The organism is Nonomuraea guangzhouensis (genome assembly GCF_019396345.1).
Lineage (GTDB): Bacteria > Actinomycetota > Actinomycetes > Streptosporangiales > Streptosporangiaceae > Nonomuraea > Nonomuraea guangzhouensis.
In genome coordinates, this window is record NZ_JAHKRM010000003.1 from 494,049 (window position 1) to 513,553 (window position 19,505).

Here is a 19,505-nt window from a genome sequence, read left to right on the forward strand (position 1 = left end):
GCCGGGTGGGGGCGGCAGAGAGGGGCTCCCACTTGCTCAGGTTCGATGGGCCAATCCGTGCCTGCTCGCAGCACAGGAAGGGATGCGCTGCCACAGCGCGGATCCTTGAAGGATGACCAGCCCAGCCCCGGCGGGTATGGTCACGGCAGATCTGGCTCCGCGCGATGCCACCCCCTTCCCCGGAGGGCCCGTGAAGGCAGTGCTTCTCGACGGTACGACGCTGGTCGCCGCCACGCGATTGGTAACACGGGCCGATAGACCCAACGCGGTGAATCTGGCCGCGCTCTCTACCTTGGTGGAGTCGGTGATCCTGCACGACCAGGTCATCGTTCTGAGCACAACGTACGGGGACGGCCCGCTGCTCGAAGCTGCCGAGCTGTGGGGCGACGGGGTGGTCGTGCAGCGCCACCACGTTCCCGAACTGGTCGACGCCTATGTGGGCATGGAGTTTCCCGACCTGGCCGACCTGAAGCGACTCAGCCAGGAAGAGCTCGACGAGCAGTGGAGTGTCCCGCGGCCGTCTATGGTCCTGGAACTCATGCGGTTCTTGGCCGGTGTCCCGGAGACGGTCTCTCCGCTGCGCCGGGCCGACGAGCACCTCCGGACGCTCGTGAGCCCAACACCGGACCAGGAATTGGCGGCATATCTCACCGAGTTGAGGAAGACACACGACGCACAGCTGGCCGGCGTCAAGGACCAAGCCCGATCGCGGGTCAATCGGTTCCTGAAGCGTCGCGCGCCCGGGCTCCATAACCTCACATATGGCTGGGGCGAGATGATGAGCGAGCTGGGCCAAATGATCATTGGCCCGGACCAGCCCGCCTCCGACGGCACGGTGCTGGGAACGCTCGGCGCGGACGACGACGCCGCCGAAGCGCACATCACATTCGTCGAGCGGTATTCCCGGCTGGCCGGAACCAGTTCGTGGGAGCACCGGAAGCAGGCGCGGATGCGCGAGCTACATCAGTTCGACAAGTCCATGATCGTCCGCGCGCACCTGTACATCATGGCCTCCGAGGTACTGGGCGCTCCCTATCGGCCAGACCTGTTCCGTGTACCCGTCTGCTGGAAGTTCTTCAGGAAGGGCTCCTTCGCGGAGATCTCCCTCGAGGAGCGCATGGTCGATGCCGCAGAGCGGATGACCTCGGCGCAGATCGTGTCGCTGAATGACTTCTACGGCCGGCCCGCCTTCGCCGCCCTGCCCCTCTTTTTGGGCCGTGTCCTGCGCGAGAGCGCCAAGGCCGAGGACGTGATGGCGGTCACCCAGTCTCTGCGGCTGTCTGACCACGCCCGCAGATTCCGCGCCCACCTGGCCTCACTCCATGAGGCGGAGGAAGCAGGCGAAGTGCGGCAGCTCATCGGCGAGGTGACGCGCTACGGGGCGCTGCTCAAGCGGGAGTTCGGGGATCGGCAGGGTGCCACAGAGGTTGTCTGGTCCCTGGTCAAAACGGCGAGCGAGGCCGCCGTCACCGGGAGCCCGGCCAGCGTCGCCAAGCTGGGCGTCGAGGCCGGCCAGCGAGCATTCGCCGCGCCTGGGCTCGTGCGCTCATGGTGGTACCGGCGGAAGGTCGCCCTCATCGCCACCACACTGCGCCAGGCGCGCAAGGCGCGGGCACTGCAGCCGGAGACGCGGCGGCTGTTCGGCGCTGAACTGGCGCAGGACGAGTTGGAGCTGCTTCAGCGCATCCAGGACCTCACCTCCCCGACAGCGGTAAGAGCTCGCCGACGGCGGTCGTACGGTGACGAGCATGGGTCATTTGCGCCGACCCTGGCATCCTCGGAACATGCAGAGCGTGTATGAGGCCGCGGGTGGCGGCAAGGGCCTGCTCCGGTTGGCCGAGGCGTGGCATTCCAGGGTGATGGCCGACGACGTGGTCAGTCACGCGTTCAGCCATGGCTACCATCCCCAGCACAGCGAGCGGCTGGCTGCATACTGGGCTGAGGCGCTCGGCGGACCGACCACCTACTCCGATGCGTATGGAGACGAGACATCGGTCGTACGGATCCACAGCGGCAACGGCCCGCACGAGGAGATGGACCGTGGGGCGATCGCCTGTTTCGATCAGGCTTTGGAGGATGTGGGGCTGAGCACGGCCGAGCCGCTCCGGCAGGTGCTGCACGACTACTTCGCCTGGGCCACCACGACGACGATGTCTCGTCATCACGAGTCCGCCGACGATGTTCCGGAGGGACTGAAGATTCCGCGATGGTCATGGGATGGACTACAGCGGTAACCCGCATGTTCGCCAGAAACCGGAAGTTGACCAGGGGAAATACGCCAAAGATCATCCCGCATATATCCCGTGATCAAGGTCCTACGGCTGCATAGGGGTGACCTAAGAGGGCCCTGGCGCGAAGGAGACCTGCGGCCGAGAAGCCGCAGATCAGAGGGCAAAATTCCTGGTGGAGCAGAGTGCCCCGGCAGGATTCGAACCTGGGGCGCCAGCTTTAGGAGTCAGGCGAGCTCTCGAGCTGAGGACCGCGTCGAGGAACTGCAGGGCCTTGGATGGCCATCGGCGGTAGATGGTGTCCTTGCCGACGCCGGCCCGGGCGGCGACCGCCTCGATGCTGAGTTTGGCGTAGCCGACCTCTCGGGCCAGGTCGAGCGTAGTGTTCATGATCGTTTCGGTGCGGGCGTCGGAGAGGTGGCGGGCATTCGCGGTGTCAGTTTATAAAACGGGACGACCCGTTTGACAATGGCGGCGCCTCTGCCTAACGCTAGATGCCATACGGGACGTCCCGTATGATGCCTCCTCGATGCAAGGGGGGTGGGTGCCGGTGCGTGTCCCGCTCATCAGGGCGCGGAATCCCGCCCCGCACAGCCACAGCTCGTTACGAACAGCCCAAAGGGGTGCACATGTCCATCTCGCAACGGCCAGGGCCACTGATCTCCTACCGTGCGATCGTCCCTGCGGAGCTCGACCGGGTGACCGCGTGGGTCGTGACCGAGCCCGTCGGCTGGATCCCGGCCGACCGTTACCTCGCGGAACTGGCCGAGAACATGTACCGGCCGGAGTGGACGTGGATCGCCGAGGTCGGAGACCAGGTCGTGGGACGGGCGCTGTGGTGGGGGCCGAGGGACAGCGCGTACCCGGTCGCGCTCGACTGCCTCGACGTGGATCCCGCCATGGGTGAGCGCACAGCGGTCGCCGCCGAACTGATCAGGGCCGCGCTGGCGGTGTTCCAGCGGCCGGTGCAGTACGCGATCAAGGCGGCGGGCGGCTGGCGGGACGATCCGGCCACCTCGGCGGCCGTGGAATGGCGGCGGGCGGCGGCACACGCGGCCGGCCTTACCCGGGAGGTGGAGCGGCTGCAGTTCGAGTGGGCGCCGGCCGACGGGGTGCCTCCGGTGGCCGGGGCGCTGCGGTTCGCCAAGGCGTCCGATGAGGAGTTCCTGGCGGTGTTCGCGAGGATCGCCGAGGGCAGCCTGGACTTCCAGACCCGAACGAACGTGGCGGCCAAGGGCGTGGAGGCGACCGCGCGTGAAGAGATGGACTTCTATCTCGGAGCGCCGGGCAAGCGAGAGTGGTGGCGGATCGCGTACACGCATGAGGGCGAGGTGGCGGGCATGGCGATCCCCTCGGCGACTCCGTACAACGTGAATGTGGGGTATCTCGGGGTGGTCCCGGAGTTCCGGGGGCGCGGATACGTGGACGAGGTACTCGCCGAGATCACCCGCATGCACGCGGGCAACGGAGAGCCGCGCGTCACCGCCACCACCGACGTCGGCAACGCGCCGATGGCGGCCGCGTTCCTGCGCGCCGGCTACCGCAACACGGAGATCCGGATCAACCTCTCCAACGACCTCCGGCCCTAATCCAATAGATCGCCGACTGGCGATGTCGATTCTTGTGAAATGGGCCAAGAAATCTCAGCGGTGGTGCCTGGGATGCGGGAGACCCTGCCCAGGTGGGTGGCTCCTCAACCGCAGCCCTCGGCTGGAGAGTCTGACCACCGAAGCGCTCGAGCGGCTCCGCGCACATCCGGCGATGAGCCGTCATCACTCCACGTCGCCGGGCATCGGCTCCCGTACGGATCTGGCGTGACTCGGAGTTCTACAGAAGGCGCCCGTAACCGAAGACGGCATGCCTTGAGACCTGCAAAACATAAACATCTGGAGCAGACCTGCAGAACGTGAACATCTGGAGCGAAGAGTTCGGCGCCGAGACGGACGCGCCGATCCTGTTGATCACGGGTTCGATGTCGCAGGGCATCCTGTGGCCGGAAGAGTTCATCGCCCGCCTGACCGCCGGAGGCCGCCGGGTGATCCGGTACGACCACCGTGACACCGGCATGTCGGGCACCGTGGACTTCACGGCGAACCCGTACACATGGGACGACATCAAGAACGACGTGTACCGCGTGATGGACGCCCACGGCCTGGAGAGCGCGCACCTGGTCTGCCACTCGGCGGGCGGCCTGCTCGGCCAGTTCGTCGCCGTGGAACGGCCGGAGCGGGTGCGCTCGCTGACCGTCATCGGCTCCTCCCCGCTCGGTGGCGGCGAGGGCCAGGTGATCATGCGGGCCCTGATGGGACAGCCGCAGCTCGAGGGGAGCTTGCCGGAGCCGACGCCGGAGTTCGTGGCCTTCTACCGTACGCTGATGGCCGCCCCGCCACCGGCGGACCGGCACGCGCGGATCGACGCCATGCTCGCCGAGCAGCGCCTGCTGCACGGCACCGGGCTGCCGTTCGACGAGGACGCGGCGCGGCGCCTGCAGGAACGGATCCACGGCCGGGCCCGCGACCTGTCGGCGGTGGCCAACCACCGGCTGGCCGCCATGGCCAAGCCCGACTTCGAGCCGGTGGGCGTGCTCCATCAGGTGAAGGCGCCCACACTGGTCATCGAGGGCAGCCACGAGCCGGCCAAGCCGGGCCACGGCGCGATCATCGCCGAGCAGATCCCGGAGGCGCGGCTGACGATCGTGGCAGGCATGGGGCAGACCCTGCCGCCGGAGGCGCACGAGGAACTGGCCGCCGCCATCCTCACGCACACAGCAAAGTGACGCGGATGAGCGCGCTCAGCGCATGACCGACGCTGGGGAGGCATTGGGGAAGGCTGGTCGCAAACGACCGGTGACAGCCGGACTGATAACAAAGCCCCTGACTGGCGTTCATGCTGGTCGGGGGCCTATTCCTGCTGATCGATAATGGTGCCCCCGGCAGGATTCGAACCTGCGGCACCCGCTTTAGGAGAGCGGTGCTCTATCCCCTGAGCTACGGAGGCGGACCCCGTAAGCCTAGCGAAACTACGGCACTGCGTGGGACGTCGGGCGGGGGTGAGTTTGGTGGGGTTGGTCATGGGTGCTCTGAGCTGCAGTAAAGGCATGGCAAGCGATCAGATTGTTGCTCGTCCCGCGTGGATACCGTCGGCTCCGTGACCAGAAGGCGACGTAGTCAGGTGCGTAGGCGGCCTGTTGTGTTGATTGCGGCTGTGTCGGCGCCGGGGATCCTCGCTGGGGGGTTGTTGGCGGGGGAGCTCACCGGGTACGAGCGGGCGGCGGCGCAGCAGGGGATGCGGGTTGATGTCGTGGCTCGGGTGGCGTTTGAGCCGGTTTTGGTGCCTGCACCTGCTCGGCCGGAACGGTGGTACGAGGGGGTGGTGCCGGAGATTGTGCGGGTTGTCGCGCCTGCGCCGGAGCCGGCGCCGAAGCAGGCGGAAGTGGTGGTGCCTTCTGCACCGGTCGTCGTGGAGCGGCGTGCGGCCGAGCCTGTGCATAAGGAGCGGGCGTGTGCGGGGGAGTGGGTGGATACGTGGCTTTGGGAGGTGTGTCGGGAGCATAAGCGGCGGCCTGGGCGGGAGGTGGATGAGGGCGAGGAGGCTACCGGGAGGCAGGAGGTAATTGAGGGAGGAGATGCCGGCCCGTGGGAGGGGTGGCCTGCTTGATGTGGTCGCTGACGATGGTGCTTGTCAGGCCCGGCTGCCGTCCGAAGCTGAGTGCGCGTTGATGCGAGTGTGAGTTGCGCGGCAGTTGCTTGCCTGGGGGACTGCCTCAGCGTCCCTCTGGATGCCGAACGGGCGCCCCACCGAGGATCACGCGTCCCGGTGTCTGTCGTATGGGTTGAATGTCCGTTCAGATGGGTCTGCCGTAGGGGTGTGCGTGTCTGTCTGAGATGTGCCCGTCGTGCCTGGAGCGACAAGCGTATGAAGGCAGGCGGGAGGGGTGGTGGGCGTACAAAGTGGTTTTTACGCGTCATAACACTCTTCAGAGTTCGGTCCGGGCACTCCAGGGGCTGTAGTAACGTGCGTGCCGGACCCTGGTAACGGAGTTGCAAACGGAGGAGTCGACGGTGCCATCCCCTCGGTCAGCGGGTCTGATCGCGGTTGTCATGGCCATGACTTCCCTGGTCGGGCTGCCTGTGGCCACCCCGGCGCACGCCGATCGGCGGGATCCGGCGGGCCTCACCGAGCTCCGCAAGGAGGCCGAGAAGTCGGCCAAGGAGCTTGAGGACGCGACCAAGGCGCTGGAGAAGCGTCGGAACGACATCGCCACCTCTGAGAAGACGCTGACCGGCAAGCTGAACGCCCTGCAGGAAGCGGAGAGGAAGCTTGCCGTGATTCGGCAGCCGGTGTCGCAGATGGCCGAGTTGCTGTACGAGCAGCCGGTCGGGGGCGACGGGGTCGCGCAGTTCCTGTCTGGTGATGCTGATGCGGGGACGTTGCGGGCCATGGCCGACACCGCTCATATCGTGGCGAATCGGCAGCAGGTCGTTGAGCAGACCAGCACGCTCTACAAGGAGACCGAGCGGCTGGCCGCTGAGGCGCAGGAACTGCGGGCGTCGAATCTGCTGGCTGAGGCGCAGATTGCGGTGGAGGTCGACACGCTCAGGCAGCGGTCCGACAAGATCGTGAAGTCGTTGACCGCGGCGCTGGTGAAGTTGGGCATCAAGGTTGACAAGGTGGGGCGGGCGGCGCTGGGGTGCAATCCCTTGCGGGCGGCCACGGCTAACTCGTATCCGAATGGGTTGATCCCGAAGGCGATGTTGTGTCCGTTGCAGCAGAAGGGGATGAGCCTCAGGGCTGATGCGACGATCGCCTTCGTCAGCTTGAACGAGGCTTACCGGAAGCGCTTCGGTAAGCAGATGTGCGTGACTGACGCGTACCGCAGCCTGGCTGAGCAGCAGTCTGTTTACTATCGGCGGCCGGGGTTCGCGGCGGTGCCGGGGCGGAGCAACCACGGTCTCGGGCTGGCCGTTGACCTTTGTGGCGGGGTGGAGCGGTTCCGGTCGGTGGAGTTCGTGTGGATGGAGAACAACTCCAAGAAGTATGGGTGGTTCCATCCGTCCTGGGCGTACAGCAGTCCGTTCGAGCCATGGCATTGGGAGTACGACCCGAAGATCGACTCGGTTCTTTAGGCGGGGGCGACCTCGGCGCAGCAGTGGGCGCAGCGGGTGGCGGCGCTCGGGATCTCGGACAGGCACTCGGGGCAGTTGCGATGGGTGATCTCCGCTCTGGTGGCGGCACGATTTCTGTAATGGTTGTACGGCTTGACGACCAGGAAGTAGACGATCGCCGCGATCAGCAGGAACGAGATCACGGCGTTGATGAACTCGCCGTACATGAAGTTGGCACGGCCGACGGTGATCTTCAGGCTTGAGAAGTCGGGTAGCCCGCCGAAGGCAGAGATCAGCGGGGTGAGCAGGTGGCTCACGAACGAGCTGACGATGGAGTTGAAGGCCGCGCCGATGACCACTGCTACGGCCAGGTCGATGACGTTCCCCTGCATGAGGAACTTCTTGAATCCACTCATGGTCTGAAAGTGTAGTTGAACGATTACTGCGGGTGATGATTGATGGTGATGGACAGCCGGCCGCCTGCCTGGGCGGCGGCCAGCTGGGTTGCTTGGGACGGGGTGGTGGCCAGGACGATCAGGGCGCCGTGGTCGTTGTCGGCCTTGGGGATGGTCACGACGGTGACGTTGTCGGCTACCAGTTGGGCCGTCGGCTGGCCTTCCCAGGCGGCCAGGACGTCGATCGTCGAGCCCGGGGCTACCAGCTGGGCCGTATCGGGGTCGGCGAGGCGTACTGGGGTGGCCACCGTGCCGGGTGGCAAGGGGAGTGAGTGGAGCAGGCGTACGTCGGTGAGGGGCTCGCCTCTGCGCATGGCGCCGGCCAGTACGCGGCCGACTGCGCCCGAACGGACCGCGCCGGATGGGGGTGGGTTGAGGGCGGCTGGGCGGAGGTCGCCGGGCTTGAGGACGCCGGGGGAGAGGTCGTGGGTCGCGACCAGGACTGAGGGGGTGTGGGTGGGGCGTAGGGCGATATATGCGGATAGGACGCCGGCGCCTGCGACAGCTGCGGCGACAAGCCGGCGACGACGCCCGAGCCGCCCAAGCGGGCCGAGCCAGCCGGGCCGTCCAGGCGGTCCAGGCCGTCCGGGCTGTCCGGGCGGTTGGTGGCGACGCGCGAGCCGCGTCCACCCGGCTCCGGCCGAGGAGCTCCCATTCACGTCCACGATGCTCCGGTCATGTTCGTGCCGTCCCTGGTCACGCTCGTGAGGCGCCCGCTGCTGTGGGGCTGGCTCCTGATGGTGCGGCTGGCGTCTGGACTGCTCCCGGTCGCGCTACCTCCCCCGAAGGGGACGCTCCCGTTGGTCTCGGCGGCGCTCGCGCCGTTCCCGCTCACGGCAGCTCGAACGGGAGCTTGATGCCGTCGAGTGCCGACCCGCACGCGCACGTTCGCTCCCCCGGCAGCGCCTGCACAGCGTCGGCGACCAGAGTCCGCATCCGCGCCACATTCCGCGCGAAGAACTCCATCACCTCCTCGTGCGTCACGCCCTCCCCGGCCTCGACCCCGGCGTCGTGGTCGGTCACCAGGGACAGCGACGTGTAGCAGAGCGCCAGCTCGCGGGCCAGCACGGCCTCCGGGAAGCCGGTCATGCCGACGATCGTCCATCCGTTGCCCGCGAACCATCGTGACTCCGCCCGGCTGGAGAAGCGGGGGCCCTCGATCACCACGAGGGTGCCGCCGTCGACCGTGTCCCAGCCGCCCGCCTGTGCGGCCGTCACGGCCACGGAGCGGCCCGAAGGGCAGTAGGGGTCGGCGAACGACACGTGGACCGCGCCGTCGATGTCGTAGTAGGTCTGGACTCGTCCTGACGTACGGTCGACGAGCTGATCGGGGATCACGATCGCCCCCGGTCCGTGCTCGAGGCGGAGCGAGCCCACGGCGCTGGGCGCGAGCACCTGGCGGACGCCGAGTGAGCGCAGTGCCCAGAGGTTGGCCCGGTAGGGGATGCGATGGGGCGGGAAGCGGTGATCCCGTCCGTGTCTGGGGATGAACGCCACGGTGCGGGTGCCGATGCGCCCGACCGTGACCACGTCGCTGGGTGGCCCGTATGGGGTGGTGACCTCTATCTCCTCCGCGTTGTCGAGCAGGGAGTAAAAGCCCGAACCGCCGATAACGCCGATGTCTGCACGAGTGACCATGGCGCCGAGATTAGCGGCATCGATCGAAGGGGAGCAGGGCCTGAATGGCGTTCTGTGGATAACTTGCTTCACTGCGTTAGCACACGTGTGCGAAGAGTAGTATCTTCGCATGCGGCAAAGGGGCCTCGGGCTGATCATCGTCGCGCTCATGCTCGGCATGCTGCTGGCGGCGCTCGACCAGACGATCGTGTCCACCGCCCTGCCGCGGATCGTCAGTGACCTCGGCGGCCTGGAGCAGCTTTCGTGGGTGGTGACCGGCTACCTGCTCGCTTCGACGGTCTCCACGCCGCTCTGGGGCAAGCTGGGCGATCAGTTCGGCCGTAAAAGGCTGTTCCTCGCGGCGATTGTCATCTTTCTCATCGGATCGGCGCTCTGCGGCCTGAGCCAGAACATGGGCGAGCTCATCCTGTTCCGCTCGATCCAGGGTCTGGGCGGCGGCGGCCTCATGGTGCTGGCCCAGGCGATCGTCGGCGATGTCGTCTCGCCCCGCGACAGGGGGAAATATCAGGGGTTCTTCGGCGGGGTCTTCGCGCTCTCCAGCATCGTGGGGCCGCTGCTCGGCGGCCTGTTCGTCGATCATCTCAGCTGGCACTGGGTCTTCTACATCAACCTGCCCCTCGGGGCGGTCGCGCTGTTCGTGATCGCGACCGTGCTGCCCGGAGACAGTACGCGGACCAAACACAAGATCGACTATCTGGGCATCGTGCTGCTCGGCGGTGCCACGTCGTGCCTGGTCCTGATCGCCACCTGGGGCGGCACCATCTATCCGTGGGCCGACCCGGTGATCATCGGGCTCGGAGTGGCGGCCATCGCCCTGCTGGCCGGGTGGTGGTTCGCCGAGCGACGAGCGGCGGAGCCGGTGCTGCCGCTCGGGTTGTTCGGGCTCAGGGCGTTCTCGATGTCGTCGCTCGTCGCGTTCGTGGTGGGGTTCGGGATGTTCGGGGCGCTCATCTACCTGCCGCTGTATTTGCAGGTGGTTCACGGGGTGAGTGCGACTCTGTCCGGGGTCTATCTGCTGCCGATGATGGCTGGGATGTTCACGATGTCCATCGTGAGCGGTCAGCTCATCGCCAGGACCGGCAAATACCGCTTCCTGCCGATCGCGGGCTCGGGCGTCGCCACGGTGGGGTTGTTTCTGCTCTCCACGCTGACCGAGCACACCACCCTGCTGAGGCTGGGGCTGTTCCTGCTGGTCCTGGGTGTGGGGCTGGGGATGACCATGCAGGTGCTGGTGATCATCGTGCAGAACGCGGTGCACTTCAAGGATCTCGGCGTGGCCACCTCGGGCGCCACGTTCTTCCGGATGATCGGCGGGTCGTTCGGCGTCGCCACGCTCGGCTCGGTCTTCACCGCGCGGCTCGACTCCGACCTGCGGGCGCTGCTGGCCACGACCCGGTTGCCGGCGGGCTTCGATCCGGCGCGCGTCCAGCAGGATCCCACGACCATTCAGCGGTTGCCGCCGGCGCTCGTGGCTGACTTCCTGCATGTGTACGCCGACGCGATCGCCGCCGTCTTCCGGGTGGCGGCGCCGGTGATGTTCGTGGCCTTCCTGATCAGCTGGCTGATTCCACAGCAACGCCTCAGGCAGACGACCAAGGCGACCGACCTGGGCGAGGTCATGGGGGCCACCTCGGCGGAGCGGTCGTCGCTGGCGGAGGTCGAGAGAGGTCTCGTACGACTGGCGGACGCCGACCTGCGCAGAGGGTTCTACCACCGGTTGGGCGACTTGGCCGGATTGACCGACATTCCGCCACAAGGCGTCTGGATCGTGGCGCGGCTCGGCGGGGAGGGCTGGGTCAAGGCCGCAGACCTGGCGGAGCGGGCGAACGTCAGCAGGGAGCAGGGCCGCCCCTACGCTGACCAGCTGACAGCCCGCGGCCTGGTCGAACGGTCGCCGGACGGGGATTCGCTTCGGCTGACGGAGGCGGGGCAGCGGGCCGCGCTGAGGATGTTGCGGTGCTCGTCCGAGGGCTTGAGCAGGCTCGTCGCAGACTGGGGCCCAAACCCTCAGCTGGAGCGACTCGTCGAACGAGTCGCCTCGGCCCTGCTGGGCGCCAACAGCGACTGCCCGCGAGAGACAGGGCAGCGCAGAGCGCCGCAGGGTAGGGCCTGACGGCGAATAAGGCTGCGGGGGCCACCAGCGCTACGGGGTGGCGGATGCGGCCGCAGGGGCGGGTGACGTCGTCGACTTCGAGTCGGACGACTTGGCGGACTCGGACGGCTTCGAGTCGGCGGACTTGCTCTCGCCCGACTTCCCGTTGGACGAAGACGACGAAGAAGAGGCGGTCGACGAGGCCCGGTTGTCCGTGCGGTAGAAGCCCGAACCCTTGAACACGATCCCGACGGCGGAGAACACCTTACGAAGGTTCCCCTGGCAGGCCGGGCACACGGTCAGCGCATCGTCGGTAAATTTCTGAACGACCTCGAGCTGGTCACCGCAGTCGTTGCAGGCGTACTGGTAGGTCGGCACGCGCTCCTCCTTCAAGTTCTGGCACTCGAGCGATGCGACTGCTAATGGTAACCGATTGGGTCAAACGTCTATTCCGAACCGCGTTCTCCGTACCAACCAGCCAGCTTGCCCCGGCGGCTGACGGCCCGCATGCGGCGTTCGACCTCGTCGCGGCAGGCTGCCGTGGCGACCACGAGGAGCTGGTCGTCGGCCCTGACCCGGGTGGTGCCCGCGGGGACGAACGATTTGCCGTCGCGGACGATCAGGGTGACGGCGGCGCCGGCCGGCAGTCGTAGTTCGAAGATCTCGACGCCGTGCAGCTTGGAGCTGGGTGGCACCTTGATCTGCAGCAGGTCGGCCTTCAGCTCTTCCAGCGGTGCCGACTCCACCTCCAGGTCGTGCGCCTCTCCGGGGGTGGCCACGCCGAGGAGCCGGGCCACGAACGGCAGCGTCGGTCCCTGCACCAGCGTGAACACCATCACGATCACGAAGACCTCGTTGAAGATCTCCTTCGAGCCCTCGACGCCGGCCGCCCATGGGATGGTCGCCAGCACGATGGGGACCGCTCCCCGCAGGCCGGCCCAGGACAGGAAGGTCTGTTCGCGCCAGTTCGTCCGGCCGAGGCGCAGCAGCCAGGCCGCCTGCGCACTGATCATCACCGAAAGCGGCCTGGCCAGGAGCACCAGGACCGTTCCCGCGATGAGGCCCGGCACGATCGCCGACGGCAGCTCCTTGGGGCTGGCCAGCAGTCCGAGCATCACGAACAGCCCGATCTGCGCCAGCCAGGCGGCCCCTTCCGCGAAGCCCCTGGTCGCCGCCCGGTGCGGCAGCCGCGAATTGCCCAGGATCAGCGCCGTCAGGTACACGGCCAGGAAGCCCGAGCCGTGCAGCAGCACCGCGCCGCCGTACGAGACGAAGGTCAGCGCCAGGACCGCGATCGGGTACAGGCCCGAGGCGGGCAGGGCGACGCGGCGCAGGGCGTACGCGCCGGCGGGCCCGATGGCCAGGCCGACCGCCGCGCCGATGAGCAGCTCGCTCCCGGTCCGCAGCAGGAACGAGCCGACCGTCGGCGACGAGTGCGTGGCGCTGCTCAGCAGCATGACCGCGATCACCGTGGGCGCGTCGTTGAAACCCGACTCCGCCTCCAGCACGCCGGACAGGCGCGATGGCAGCGGCAGCCGCCGCAGCACCGAGAACACGGCGGCGGCGTCGGTGGAGGCCAGCACCGCGCCGAGGATCAGCGCGGCGTTCTGATCGAGCCCCAGCAGCCCTTGTACGGCCAGCGCCACCACCACGATGCTGACCGCCACACCCAGGGTGGCCAGGATCAGGGCCAGCGGCACCGAGCGGCGCACATGGCTCCAGTTGGTGGTCAGACCACCTTCAGCCAGGATCACCGCCAGCGCGCTCAGGCCGATCTGCTGGGCCAGCTCCGGGTTGTTGAACAGGATGCCGACCCCGGAATCGCCCAGGACCAGACCCAGACCGAGGAACAGCAGAAGGCTGGGCAGGCCGGTGCGATGGGCGATGCGGACGGAGGCGATGGCCGCGATGACGATGGCGGCACCCAGAAGAAGCCAGACATCGAGTGTCATCTGGCCCCCTCCTGTGTGTTTCGTTCACATAAGCCTAGTGAGTTCTCTGGGTGTCACCGCCCAGCGGACCCGTTGATCGTGCGGTTCGGCGGGGACGTCGTCGATCAGCTCGCCATCATGGAGGAGGGCGACCGTGGGGACGTTCGGTCCCACCCTGGCCAGGGCGCGGTCGTACGAGCCGCCGCCGCGGCCGAGCCGTACCCCTGACTTCCTGTCCACGGCGAGCGCGGGGACGATCACGAGGGCGGCCGTGCGGATCGCGTCGACGCCACGCCGGGTGTCGACCGGCTCCATGATGCCGAAACGGCCGGGCGCCAGCGTGTCGGGACCGTCGTAAACCGCCCAGTCGAGGTCGTCGTTCTCCCGCAGCACGGGCAGGATCACGGTCGCGCCGTGCTTCCACAGCGCGAACACCAGCCCGTGCGTCTCCGGCTCCGCCCCCGTGGACCAGTAGCAGGCCACCAGGCCGGCCATCTGCGCCCACGGCTGATCGAGCAGCGTTTCGCGAACCTTCACGGCGTTTACCCGCAATTGCTCCGGGGAGAGATTCCCACGTGCCGTGAGCAGCTCGCGGCGCAGTTTCATCTTGTCCACAGATACCTCCACTAGGGTCTACTCATGGCTGACTTCGACCCTGTGACGAAAGCCGTCGTGCCCGCCGCAGGTCTGGGCACCCGATTCCTTCCGGCGACGAAGGCGACACCCAAGGAGATGTTGCCCATCGTCGACAAGCCCGCGATCCAGTATGTCGTCGAGGAGGCGGCCTCCGCCGGGCTCCTCGACCTCCTCATGGTCACCGGCAAGAACAAACGCTCGATCGAGGACCACTTCGACCGTGCCTTCGAGCTGGAGGAGGTGCTGGAGGCGAAGGGCGACGAACATCGGCTGTCCCAGGTCCGCGACCCGGCCTCCCTCGCGACCCTGCATTACGTACGGCAGGGCGAGCCCAAGGGGCTCGGGCACGCGGTGCTCTGCGCCAAGCAGCACGTCGGCGACAACCCGTTCGCCTGCCTGCTCGGCGACGACCTCATCGACTACCGTGACAAGCTGCTCGACCGCATGATCCAGGTGCGCCACACCTATGGCGGCAGCGTGATCGCGCTGATGGAGGTGCCCAAGGAGCAGGTCTCGCTGTACGGCGTGGCCACGATCGAGCCCACCTCCGAGGATGACGTCGTACGGGTGACCGACCTCGTCGAGAAGCCGCCGGTGGACGAGGCGCCCTCCAACTGGGCGATCATCGGCCGCTACGTGATCGACCCGGCCGTCTTCGAGGTCCTCGAGAACACCCCGCCGGGCCGCGGCGACGAGATCCAGCTCACCGACGCGCTCCGCACGCTCGCCGCGCGTGGTTCCGAGGAGGGCGGGCCGGTCCATGGCGTGCTGTTCCGCGGCCGCCGCTACGACACCGGCGACAAACTCGACTATCTGCGTACGGTCGTGAAGTTCGCGGCCGACCGGCCCGATCTGGCGCCCGAGTTCGTGCCGTGGCTGCGGGAGTTCCTCGATGAAATCAGTTGACGCGCATCTGGCCCAGATCCTGGCCACCGTGCGTCCACTCGCTCCACTCGAACTCGACCTGGAACAGGCCCTGGGCACGACGCTGGCCGAGGAGGTCTCCTCGCCGGTGCCGCAGCCGCCGTTCGACAACTCGGCCATGGATGGCTATGCCGTACGGGCGCGTGATGTCGTCGATGTCCCGGTCACGCTGGCGGTGATCGACGACGTGGCCGCCGGTTCGAGTGAGCTGCGGGCGGTCGGTCCCGGACATGCCGTACGCATCATGACAGGGGCGCCCCTGCCCGCCGGCGCCGACGCCGTGGTGCCGGTGGAGTGGACGAACGGCGGGACCGTCTCCGTCACGATCGACCGCGCCCCCGTCGCCGGCAACGCCATCCGCCGGGCGGGCGAAGACGTACAAGCCGGTGAAGTCGTCCTCAAACCGGGCACGGTCATCGGGCCCGCGCAGCTCGGCATCATCGCCGGAGTGGGCCGCCGCCGCGTCCTGGCACGTCCGCGCCCGCGCGTCGTGGTGCTCTCGACCGGCGCCGAACTCGTCGAACCCGGCCTGCCCCTAGGGCCGGGACAGATCTGGGATTCCAACAGCGTGACCCTGACCGCCGCCGTACGCGAGTCCGGAGCCGAGGGCTTCCGCGCGCCCACCGTCGGCGACGATCCCGCCGCCTTCCTCGACCAGCTCGACGCGCAGCTCGTACGCGCCGACGCGATCGTCACCAGCGGCGGCGTCTCGATGGGCGCCTACGAGCCGGTCAAGGAGGCGCTCACGCCGCTCGGCACGGTCGACTTCGAGAAGGTCGCGATGCAGCCCGGCATGCCGCAGGGCTTCGGCGTCGTGGGCGAGGACCAGGTGCCGATCTTCGCGCTGCCCGGCAATCCGGTCTCGTCGTTCGTCTCGTTCATGCTCTTCGTACGGCCGGCGCTGGCGAAGATGCGCGGACTGCCCGCGGGATCGCCGGAAACGTTGTCCGCCCAGGCCGCCGCGCCGTTGCGGTCACCGGCGGGGCGGCGGTCGTTCCTGCGCGGCGTGCTGTCGTCCGACGGGACGGTGTCGCCGGTGCGCGGGCAGGGCTCACACCAGTTGGCCGCCCTGGCCTCGGCCAACGCGCTGATCGTCGTACCGGAGGACGTGACCGAGGTGCCTTCCGGGGCTGTTGTGGAGGTGATCCGGCTTTGAGCGAGTTCACCCATCTCGACGAGACCGGCGCCGCGCGCATGGTCGACGTGTCCGGCAAGGAGGTCGGGGCGCGTTCGGCCACGGCCACCGGGCGGGTGCTGCTGTCGTCCGCAGTGGTGGAGCTGCTGCGATCGGGTGAGGTGCCCAAGGGCGACGCGCTCGGGGTGGCGAGGATCGCCGGCATCATGGGCGCCAAACGGACGCCCGACCTGATCCCGCTCTGCCATCCGATCGCGTTGCACGGCGTCAAGGTGTCGCTCGATGTCGAGGATTGGGGGGTCGCCATCACCTGCCGGGTGAAGACGGCTGACCGTACCGGCGTCGAGATGGAGGCGTTGACGGCGGTGTCCGTGGCGGCGCTCGCGTTGATCGACATGGTCAAGGCGGTCGATCCCGCCGCGGTGATCACCGATGTGCGGGTGGAGGAGAAGGTGGGCGGCAAGACCGGGTTGTGGACGCGGTGATCCGCGCGCTCGTGGTGACCGTGTCCAACCGCGCATCAGCCGGGATTTACGCCGATAAATCAGGACCGCTCCTGGTTTCGTTGCTTTCGGCGGCCGGGTGCGCCGTGGAGGGGCCCGTCGTGGTGCCCGATGGGGAGCCGGTCGAGGCCGCGCTCCGTGACGGCGTTTCAGAGGGGTACGCGGTGATCGTGACGACCGGGGGGACCGGGCTGACACCGACCGATCTGACGCCGGAGATGACGGCCCGGGTGATCACCCGCGAGGTTCCCGGGATCGCGGAGGCCATCCGGCAGGCGAACCGCGACAAAGTCCCCACCTCGATCCTGTCCCGTGGTCTCGCGGGCCAGGCCGGTGACACGTTGATCGTCAATCTGCCCGGATCCTCCGGGGGCGTACGGGATGGCGTGGCCGTACTGGCTCCCGTCCTCCAGCACGCGGTCGACCAGATTCGGGGCGGCGATCACCCGCGCTCTTAGCGTGCGGAGAGTCACCACGACTGATCCGTGGCGACATCGTGCCCGATAGGGGGATGATGAGAGATGTGGATCGACTTCGTGGCTGGCCGGCGGTTCTCAACGAAGGCCCGGTAGGCCTGCGACCGCTGCGGCTGGCCGACGTACGTGTGTGGCGAGAGACGCGGTTGCGCAACGCCGAATGGCTGCGTCCCTGGGAGCCCAGTAATCCGGAGACTCCCCTGTTCAGAACGGGTCTCGGCCCGTACATCTCCATGGTCGGCACCCTGCGCCGCGAAGCCAGGCAGGGCCTCGCGCTGCCCTGGGTCGTCACGTACGGTGGCCGCTTCGCGGGACAGCTCACCATCGGGGCGATCGTCTGGGGCTCGGCCCGCTCCGCACAGGTGGGCTACTGGATCGACGGCGCGCTGGCCGGCCAGGGCATCACCCCGACCGCACTCGCGATGGCCGTCGACCACTGCTTCTTCACCACCGGCCTGCACCGGCTGGAGGCGAACATCCGCCCCGAGAATCAAGCCAGCCGCAGGGTGGTTGAGAAGCTCGGATTCCGGGAAGAAGGCATTCGGCGTCGTCAACTTCACATCGATGGAGCCTGGCGCGACCACATTTGCTACGCGTTGACCGTTGAGGACGCACCCGGCGGGCTGCTCGTACAGTGGCGTCGCGCGCGTGAGGCAGCTGCTCATGGTGGGTCTCCAGTAGAAGAGGTTTGACGATCTCGCGACACACCGCACCGAATGCTCGTCAATTAGTGACACGCGGTCTTACGGTGCGTGACGTGAGCACATCGAAGACGCCAGCAGCACACAGGCGTCTTTGTGCTGCCCGGAGGTCGCCGTGAGCATCCTCCTCTACCTGGCCATCGTCGTCATGTGGCTGTGTGTCCTGGTCCCGATGTGGTTGCGCAGGGACAAGACGAACCTCGCCGAGCTGGTCGAGCTCGAGGAGTACTACACCGGCGAACACCAGCTGCCGGACCTCTCGCAGCAGCCCGCCGATCCGGAGGAGCAGAGCGACGAGGACGCGCCGGAGTTCGAGCGGGTCGATCCACGGCAGTTCCGGGCCAGGCGTCGCGCGATCATCGTGGCCCGGCGCCGGCGGCTCCTCTTCTTCACCGCCCTGCTGGTGATCGCCTCGGTGGTCACCGCCGCGGTCAAGGTGATCCCCTGGTGGAGCGTGGCGCCCGCCGGGGTCATCATGCTGGCCTACATGACGTTCCTTCGGATCGCGGTGCAGGTCGACCGCGAACGGCGCGATCGCGTACTCCAGGCCCGCGCGGACCGCGCCCGACGACTGCGCGAGCAGCGACGGGTGGCGGAGCTGGCAGCCGAACAAGCCCAGGCCGAGATCATCGACCTCGCGGCCCGGCAGGGGGATGTGCTGTTCGATCAGTACGCGGAGCCGCCCCGGCGGGCGGTTGGGGACTGAGCGGGGCGTGAATGGATGGCGCGAGGACTGCCTGGAGTTTGCTAATCTGGTCGAGTCCACGGGGATGTAGCGCAGTCCGGTAGCGCACTTCGTTCGCATCGAAGGGGTCAGGGGTTCGAATCCCCTCATCTCCACCAGGGGCCGTTCCTGAAACGGCTGGACTGAAGTTGACGGGATCCCGTCTGATCATCGCGATCAGGCGGGATCTTGTCGTTTCAGGGGTTTCTGAATCGGGTTCGTCCTGGTTTGGGGGTCGCGGAGCAGGTGTCCGGGGAGGCCCGGGTGGTGTCAGGGCACTGGTGGAGGTCGGAGTTCGCGTCGCTGGGCATGGCGATGCCTGCTCCGGGCTGGGTGATGCGACACGGTGATCTGAAGTGCGGGTTATGGGGCAGGTGGTGGCCTGCTGCGGCCCGTGAGCGGTGAGCGAAACATGCCGGGATTTTTGACATGCGGGGGTAGCCCAGGTTGCCTGATGCTGGTTATGTTCCCACAAGGTACGTGTGAGAGGACAAGACAGGATCTCCGCGTACAAGATGCGATCAAATCGCGCCGCGCGTACGCGGTCACATCAGCCGACGACCGCGCTACCGGCTGTCCGAGCATCTGCAGGTCGGCCGGAAAAGGCTGAGCTCTGCCGGAAGAAGATGAAGACATATGCGCAAGATCGGCCCCATGCGCAGGCTCGCGCTCGGTGCCGTTTCAGGCGTCATCGCAGCTGGAGCCCTGACAGCGCCCGCACCTCCCGTCGCCGCCTCAATATCACCGTCGGCTACCGCGACCACGTTCGTGACCAGCGGCCCGAACAGCCCTCAGCTGGCGGATCCGCCACCGAAGTGTCACAGCGCGAAGTGCTACATGAAGTGGTGGCACAAGGAGAACGACAAGGGGAGATGGCACCGCTTTAAGGAACATCTCAAGCATAATCTCAAGCACATGTGGGAGCACCCCAACCGCTGGAAGTGGGAAAGGGAGCAC

The 19,505-nt window shown here is 67.5% G+C and carries 18 protein-coding genes, 2 tRNA genes and 1 pseudogene; 13 read left to right on the plus strand and 8 right to left on the minus strand.

Annotated elements, in window-relative coordinates:
* Positions 1–112 precede the first annotated feature (112 nt).
* The gene (locus KME78_RS08005) at positions 113–1,801 is read left to right on the plus strand and encodes a hypothetical protein (protein ID WP_219528126.1); all 1,689 of its coding nucleotides are present in this window, start codon (positions 113–115) and stop codon (positions 1,799–1,801) included.
* Complete coding sequence (locus KME78_RS08010; RefSeq protein WP_219528127.1) at positions 1,785–2,234, plus strand: group II truncated hemoglobin; 450 nt, start codon at positions 1,785–1,787, stop codon at positions 2,232–2,234. Before KME78_RS08005 ends, KME78_RS08010 begins: the two co-directional genes overlap by 17 nt.
* Before the next feature lie 237 nt (positions 2,235–2,471).
* On the opposite strand, the pseudogene KME78_RS08015 reads toward KME78_RS08010, so the two are convergent.
* Positions 2,472–2,618, minus strand: a pseudogene (locus KME78_RS08015) (helix-turn-helix domain-containing protein); the annotation flags it as partial.
* A 239-nt stretch (positions 2,619–2,857) separates the two neighbouring features.
* On the opposite strand from KME78_RS08015, the gene KME78_RS08020 reads away from it, so the two are divergent.
* Both KME78_RS08020 and KME78_RS08025 read left to right on the plus strand, forming a co-directional pair.
* Entirely contained in the window at positions 2,858–3,817 is a 960-nt protein-coding gene (locus KME78_RS08020) for a GNAT family N-acetyltransferase (RefSeq protein WP_219528128.1), read from the plus strand.
* A gap of 317 nt (positions 3,818–4,134) precedes the next feature.
* Positions 4,135–5,004 carry an alpha/beta fold hydrolase gene (locus KME78_RS08025; protein ID WP_308126845.1) on the plus strand — a complete coding sequence of 290 codons (870 nt, stop codon included), beginning with the start codon at positions 4,135–4,137 and terminating at the stop codon, positions 5,002–5,004.
* Between the two features lie 145 nt (positions 5,005–5,149).
* On the opposite strand, the gene KME78_RS08030 is transcribed toward KME78_RS08025, so the two are convergent.
* Positions 5,150–5,225: transfer RNA gene (locus KME78_RS08030), tRNA-Arg, on the minus strand.
* A 1,109-nt stretch (positions 5,226–6,334) separates the two neighbouring features.
* Here KME78_RS08030 and KME78_RS08035 point away from each other — a divergent pair.
* Entirely contained in the window at positions 6,335–7,354 is a 1,020-nt protein-coding gene (locus KME78_RS08035; protein ID WP_246650610.1) for a M15 family metallopeptidase, read from the plus strand.
* On the opposite strand, the gene mscL is transcribed toward KME78_RS08035, so the two are convergent.
* The 3 genes from mscL to KME78_RS08050 form a co-directional block, all read right to left on the minus strand.
* Positions 7,351–7,749 carry a large conductance mechanosensitive channel protein MscL gene (gene mscL / locus KME78_RS08040; RefSeq protein WP_219528130.1) on the minus strand — a complete coding sequence of 133 codons (399 nt, stop codon included), beginning with the start codon at positions 7,747–7,749 and terminating at the stop codon, positions 7,351–7,353. The genes KME78_RS08035 and mscL overlap by 4 nt on opposite strands.
* A 23-nt stretch (positions 7,750–7,772) precedes the next feature.
* Positions 7,773–8,102 carry a hypothetical protein gene (locus KME78_RS08045; RefSeq protein WP_219528131.1) on the minus strand — a complete coding sequence of 110 codons (330 nt, stop codon included), beginning with the start codon at positions 8,100–8,102 and terminating at the stop codon, positions 7,773–7,775.
* Between the two features lie 517 nt (positions 8,103–8,619).
* Entirely contained in the window at positions 8,620–9,426 is an 807-nt protein-coding gene (locus KME78_RS08050; protein WP_219528132.1) for an S-methyl-5'-thioadenosine phosphorylase, read from the minus strand.
* Between the two features lie 109 nt (positions 9,427–9,535).
* Here KME78_RS08050 and KME78_RS08055 point away from each other — a divergent pair, with 109 nt between their 5' ends.
* A complete protein-coding gene (locus KME78_RS08055; protein ID WP_219528133.1) occupies positions 9,536–11,539 on the plus strand; it encodes a DHA2 family efflux MFS transporter permease subunit in 2,004 nt (667 codons plus the stop codon).
* A 30-nt stretch (positions 11,540–11,569) separates the two neighbouring features.
* Here the strand turns inward: KME78_RS08055 and KME78_RS08060 are convergent, their stop codons facing one another.
* From KME78_RS08060 to KME78_RS08070, 3 genes are all read right to left on the minus strand, one after another.
* The gene (locus KME78_RS08060; protein WP_219528134.1) at positions 11,570–11,896 is read right to left on the minus strand and encodes an FmdB family zinc ribbon protein; all 327 of its coding nucleotides are present in this window, start codon (positions 11,894–11,896) and stop codon (positions 11,570–11,572) included.
* A 68-nt stretch (positions 11,897–11,964) separates the two neighbouring features.
* Positions 11,965–13,470: a potassium/proton antiporter gene (locus tag KME78_RS08065; protein WP_219528135.1), complete on the minus strand. Its 1,506-nt coding sequence runs from the start codon at positions 13,468–13,470 to the stop codon at positions 11,965–11,967.
* A gap of 24 nt (positions 13,471–13,494) precedes the next feature.
* A complete protein-coding gene (locus KME78_RS08070) occupies positions 13,495–14,055 on the minus strand; it encodes a 5-formyltetrahydrofolate cyclo-ligase (protein ID WP_219528188.1) in 561 nt (186 codons plus the stop codon).
* 33 nt (positions 14,056–14,088) lie between these two features.
* Here KME78_RS08070 and galU point away from each other — a divergent pair, with 33 nt between their 5' ends.
* The 7 genes from galU (at position 14,089) to KME78_RS08105 (ending at position 18,667) form a co-directional block, all read left to right on the plus strand.
* Complete coding sequence (galU, locus tag KME78_RS08075; RefSeq protein WP_219528136.1) at positions 14,089–14,991, plus strand: UTP--glucose-1-phosphate uridylyltransferase GalU; 903 nt, start codon at positions 14,089–14,091, stop codon at positions 14,989–14,991.
* Positions 14,978–16,165 carry a molybdotransferase-like divisome protein Glp gene (glp, locus tag KME78_RS08080; protein WP_219528137.1) on the plus strand — a complete coding sequence of 396 codons (1,188 nt, stop codon included), beginning with the start codon at positions 14,978–14,980 and terminating at the stop codon, positions 16,163–16,165. Before galU ends, glp begins: the two co-directional genes overlap by 14 nt.
* A complete protein-coding gene (gene moaC, locus KME78_RS08085) occupies positions 16,162–16,629 on the plus strand; it encodes a cyclic pyranopterin monophosphate synthase MoaC (RefSeq protein ID WP_219528138.1) in 468 nt (155 codons plus the stop codon). Before glp ends, moaC begins: the two co-directional genes overlap by 4 nt.
* The gene (locus KME78_RS08090) at positions 16,626–17,105 is read left to right on the plus strand and encodes a MogA/MoaB family molybdenum cofactor biosynthesis protein (RefSeq protein WP_219528189.1); all 480 of its coding nucleotides are present in this window, start codon (positions 16,626–16,628) and stop codon (positions 17,103–17,105) included. Before moaC ends, KME78_RS08090 begins: the two co-directional genes overlap by 4 nt.
* 56 nt (positions 17,106–17,161) lie before the next feature.
* Positions 17,162–17,815, plus strand: coding sequence for a GNAT family N-acetyltransferase (locus KME78_RS08095; RefSeq protein ID WP_219528190.1), 654 nt, complete (start codon positions 17,162–17,164; stop codon positions 17,813–17,815).
* Between the two features lie 124 nt (positions 17,816–17,939).
* Complete coding sequence (sepX, locus tag KME78_RS08100) at positions 17,940–18,530, plus strand: divisome protein SepX/GlpR (protein WP_219528139.1); 591 nt, start codon at positions 17,940–17,942, stop codon at positions 18,528–18,530.
* 60 nt (positions 18,531–18,590) lie between these two features.
* Positions 18,591–18,667 (plus strand) — tRNA-Ala (locus KME78_RS08105).
* Positions 18,668–19,505: the final 838 nt, after the last annotated feature.

What these genes read in the sequence shown, in the direction of transcription:
- KME78_RS08005 (WP_219528126.1), top strand. Translation starts at nt 113, where the DNA reads ATGACCAGCCCAGCCCCGGCGGGTATGGTCACGGCAGATCTGGCTCCG.
- KME78_RS08010 (WP_219528127.1), top strand. Translation starts at nt 1,785, where the DNA reads ATGCAGAGCGTGTATGAGGCCGCGGGTGGCGGCAAGGGCCTGCTCCGG.
- KME78_RS08020 (WP_219528128.1), top strand. Translation starts at nt 2,858, where the DNA reads ATGTCCATCTCGCAACGGCCAGGGCCACTGATCTCCTACCGTGCGATC.
- KME78_RS08035 (WP_246650610.1), top strand. Translation starts at nt 6,335, where the DNA reads ATGACTTCCCTGGTCGGGCTGCCTGTGGCCACCCCGGCGCACGCCGAT.
- mscL (WP_219528130.1), bottom strand. Translation starts at nt 7,749, where the DNA reads ATGAGTGGATTCAAGAAGTTCCTCATGCAGGGGAACGTCATCGACCTG.
- KME78_RS08045 (WP_219528131.1), bottom strand. Translation starts at nt 8,102, where the DNA reads ATGCGCAGAGGCGAGCCCCTCACCGACGTACGCCTGCTCCACTCACTC.
- KME78_RS08050 (WP_219528132.1), bottom strand. Translation starts at nt 9,426, where the DNA reads ATGGTCACTCGTGCAGACATCGGCGTTATCGGCGGTTCGGGCTTTTAC.
- KME78_RS08055 (WP_219528133.1), top strand. Translation starts at nt 9,536, where the DNA reads ATGCGGCAAAGGGGCCTCGGGCTGATCATCGTCGCGCTCATGCTCGGC.
- KME78_RS08065 (WP_219528135.1), bottom strand. Translation starts at nt 13,470, where the DNA reads ATGACACTCGATGTCTGGCTTCTTCTGGGTGCCGCCATCGTCATCGCG.
- KME78_RS08070 (WP_219528188.1), bottom strand. Translation starts at nt 14,055, where the DNA reads ATGAAACTGCGCCGCGAGCTGCTCACGGCACGTGGGAATCTCTCCCCG.
- galU (WP_219528136.1), top strand. Translation starts at nt 14,089, where the DNA reads ATGGCTGACTTCGACCCTGTGACGAAAGCCGTCGTGCCCGCCGCAGGT.
- glp (WP_219528137.1), top strand. Translation starts at nt 14,978, where the DNA reads ATGAAATCAGTTGACGCGCATCTGGCCCAGATCCTGGCCACCGTGCGT.
- KME78_RS08095 (WP_219528190.1), top strand. Translation starts at nt 17,162, where the DNA reads ATGAGAGATGTGGATCGACTTCGTGGCTGGCCGGCGGTTCTCAACGAA.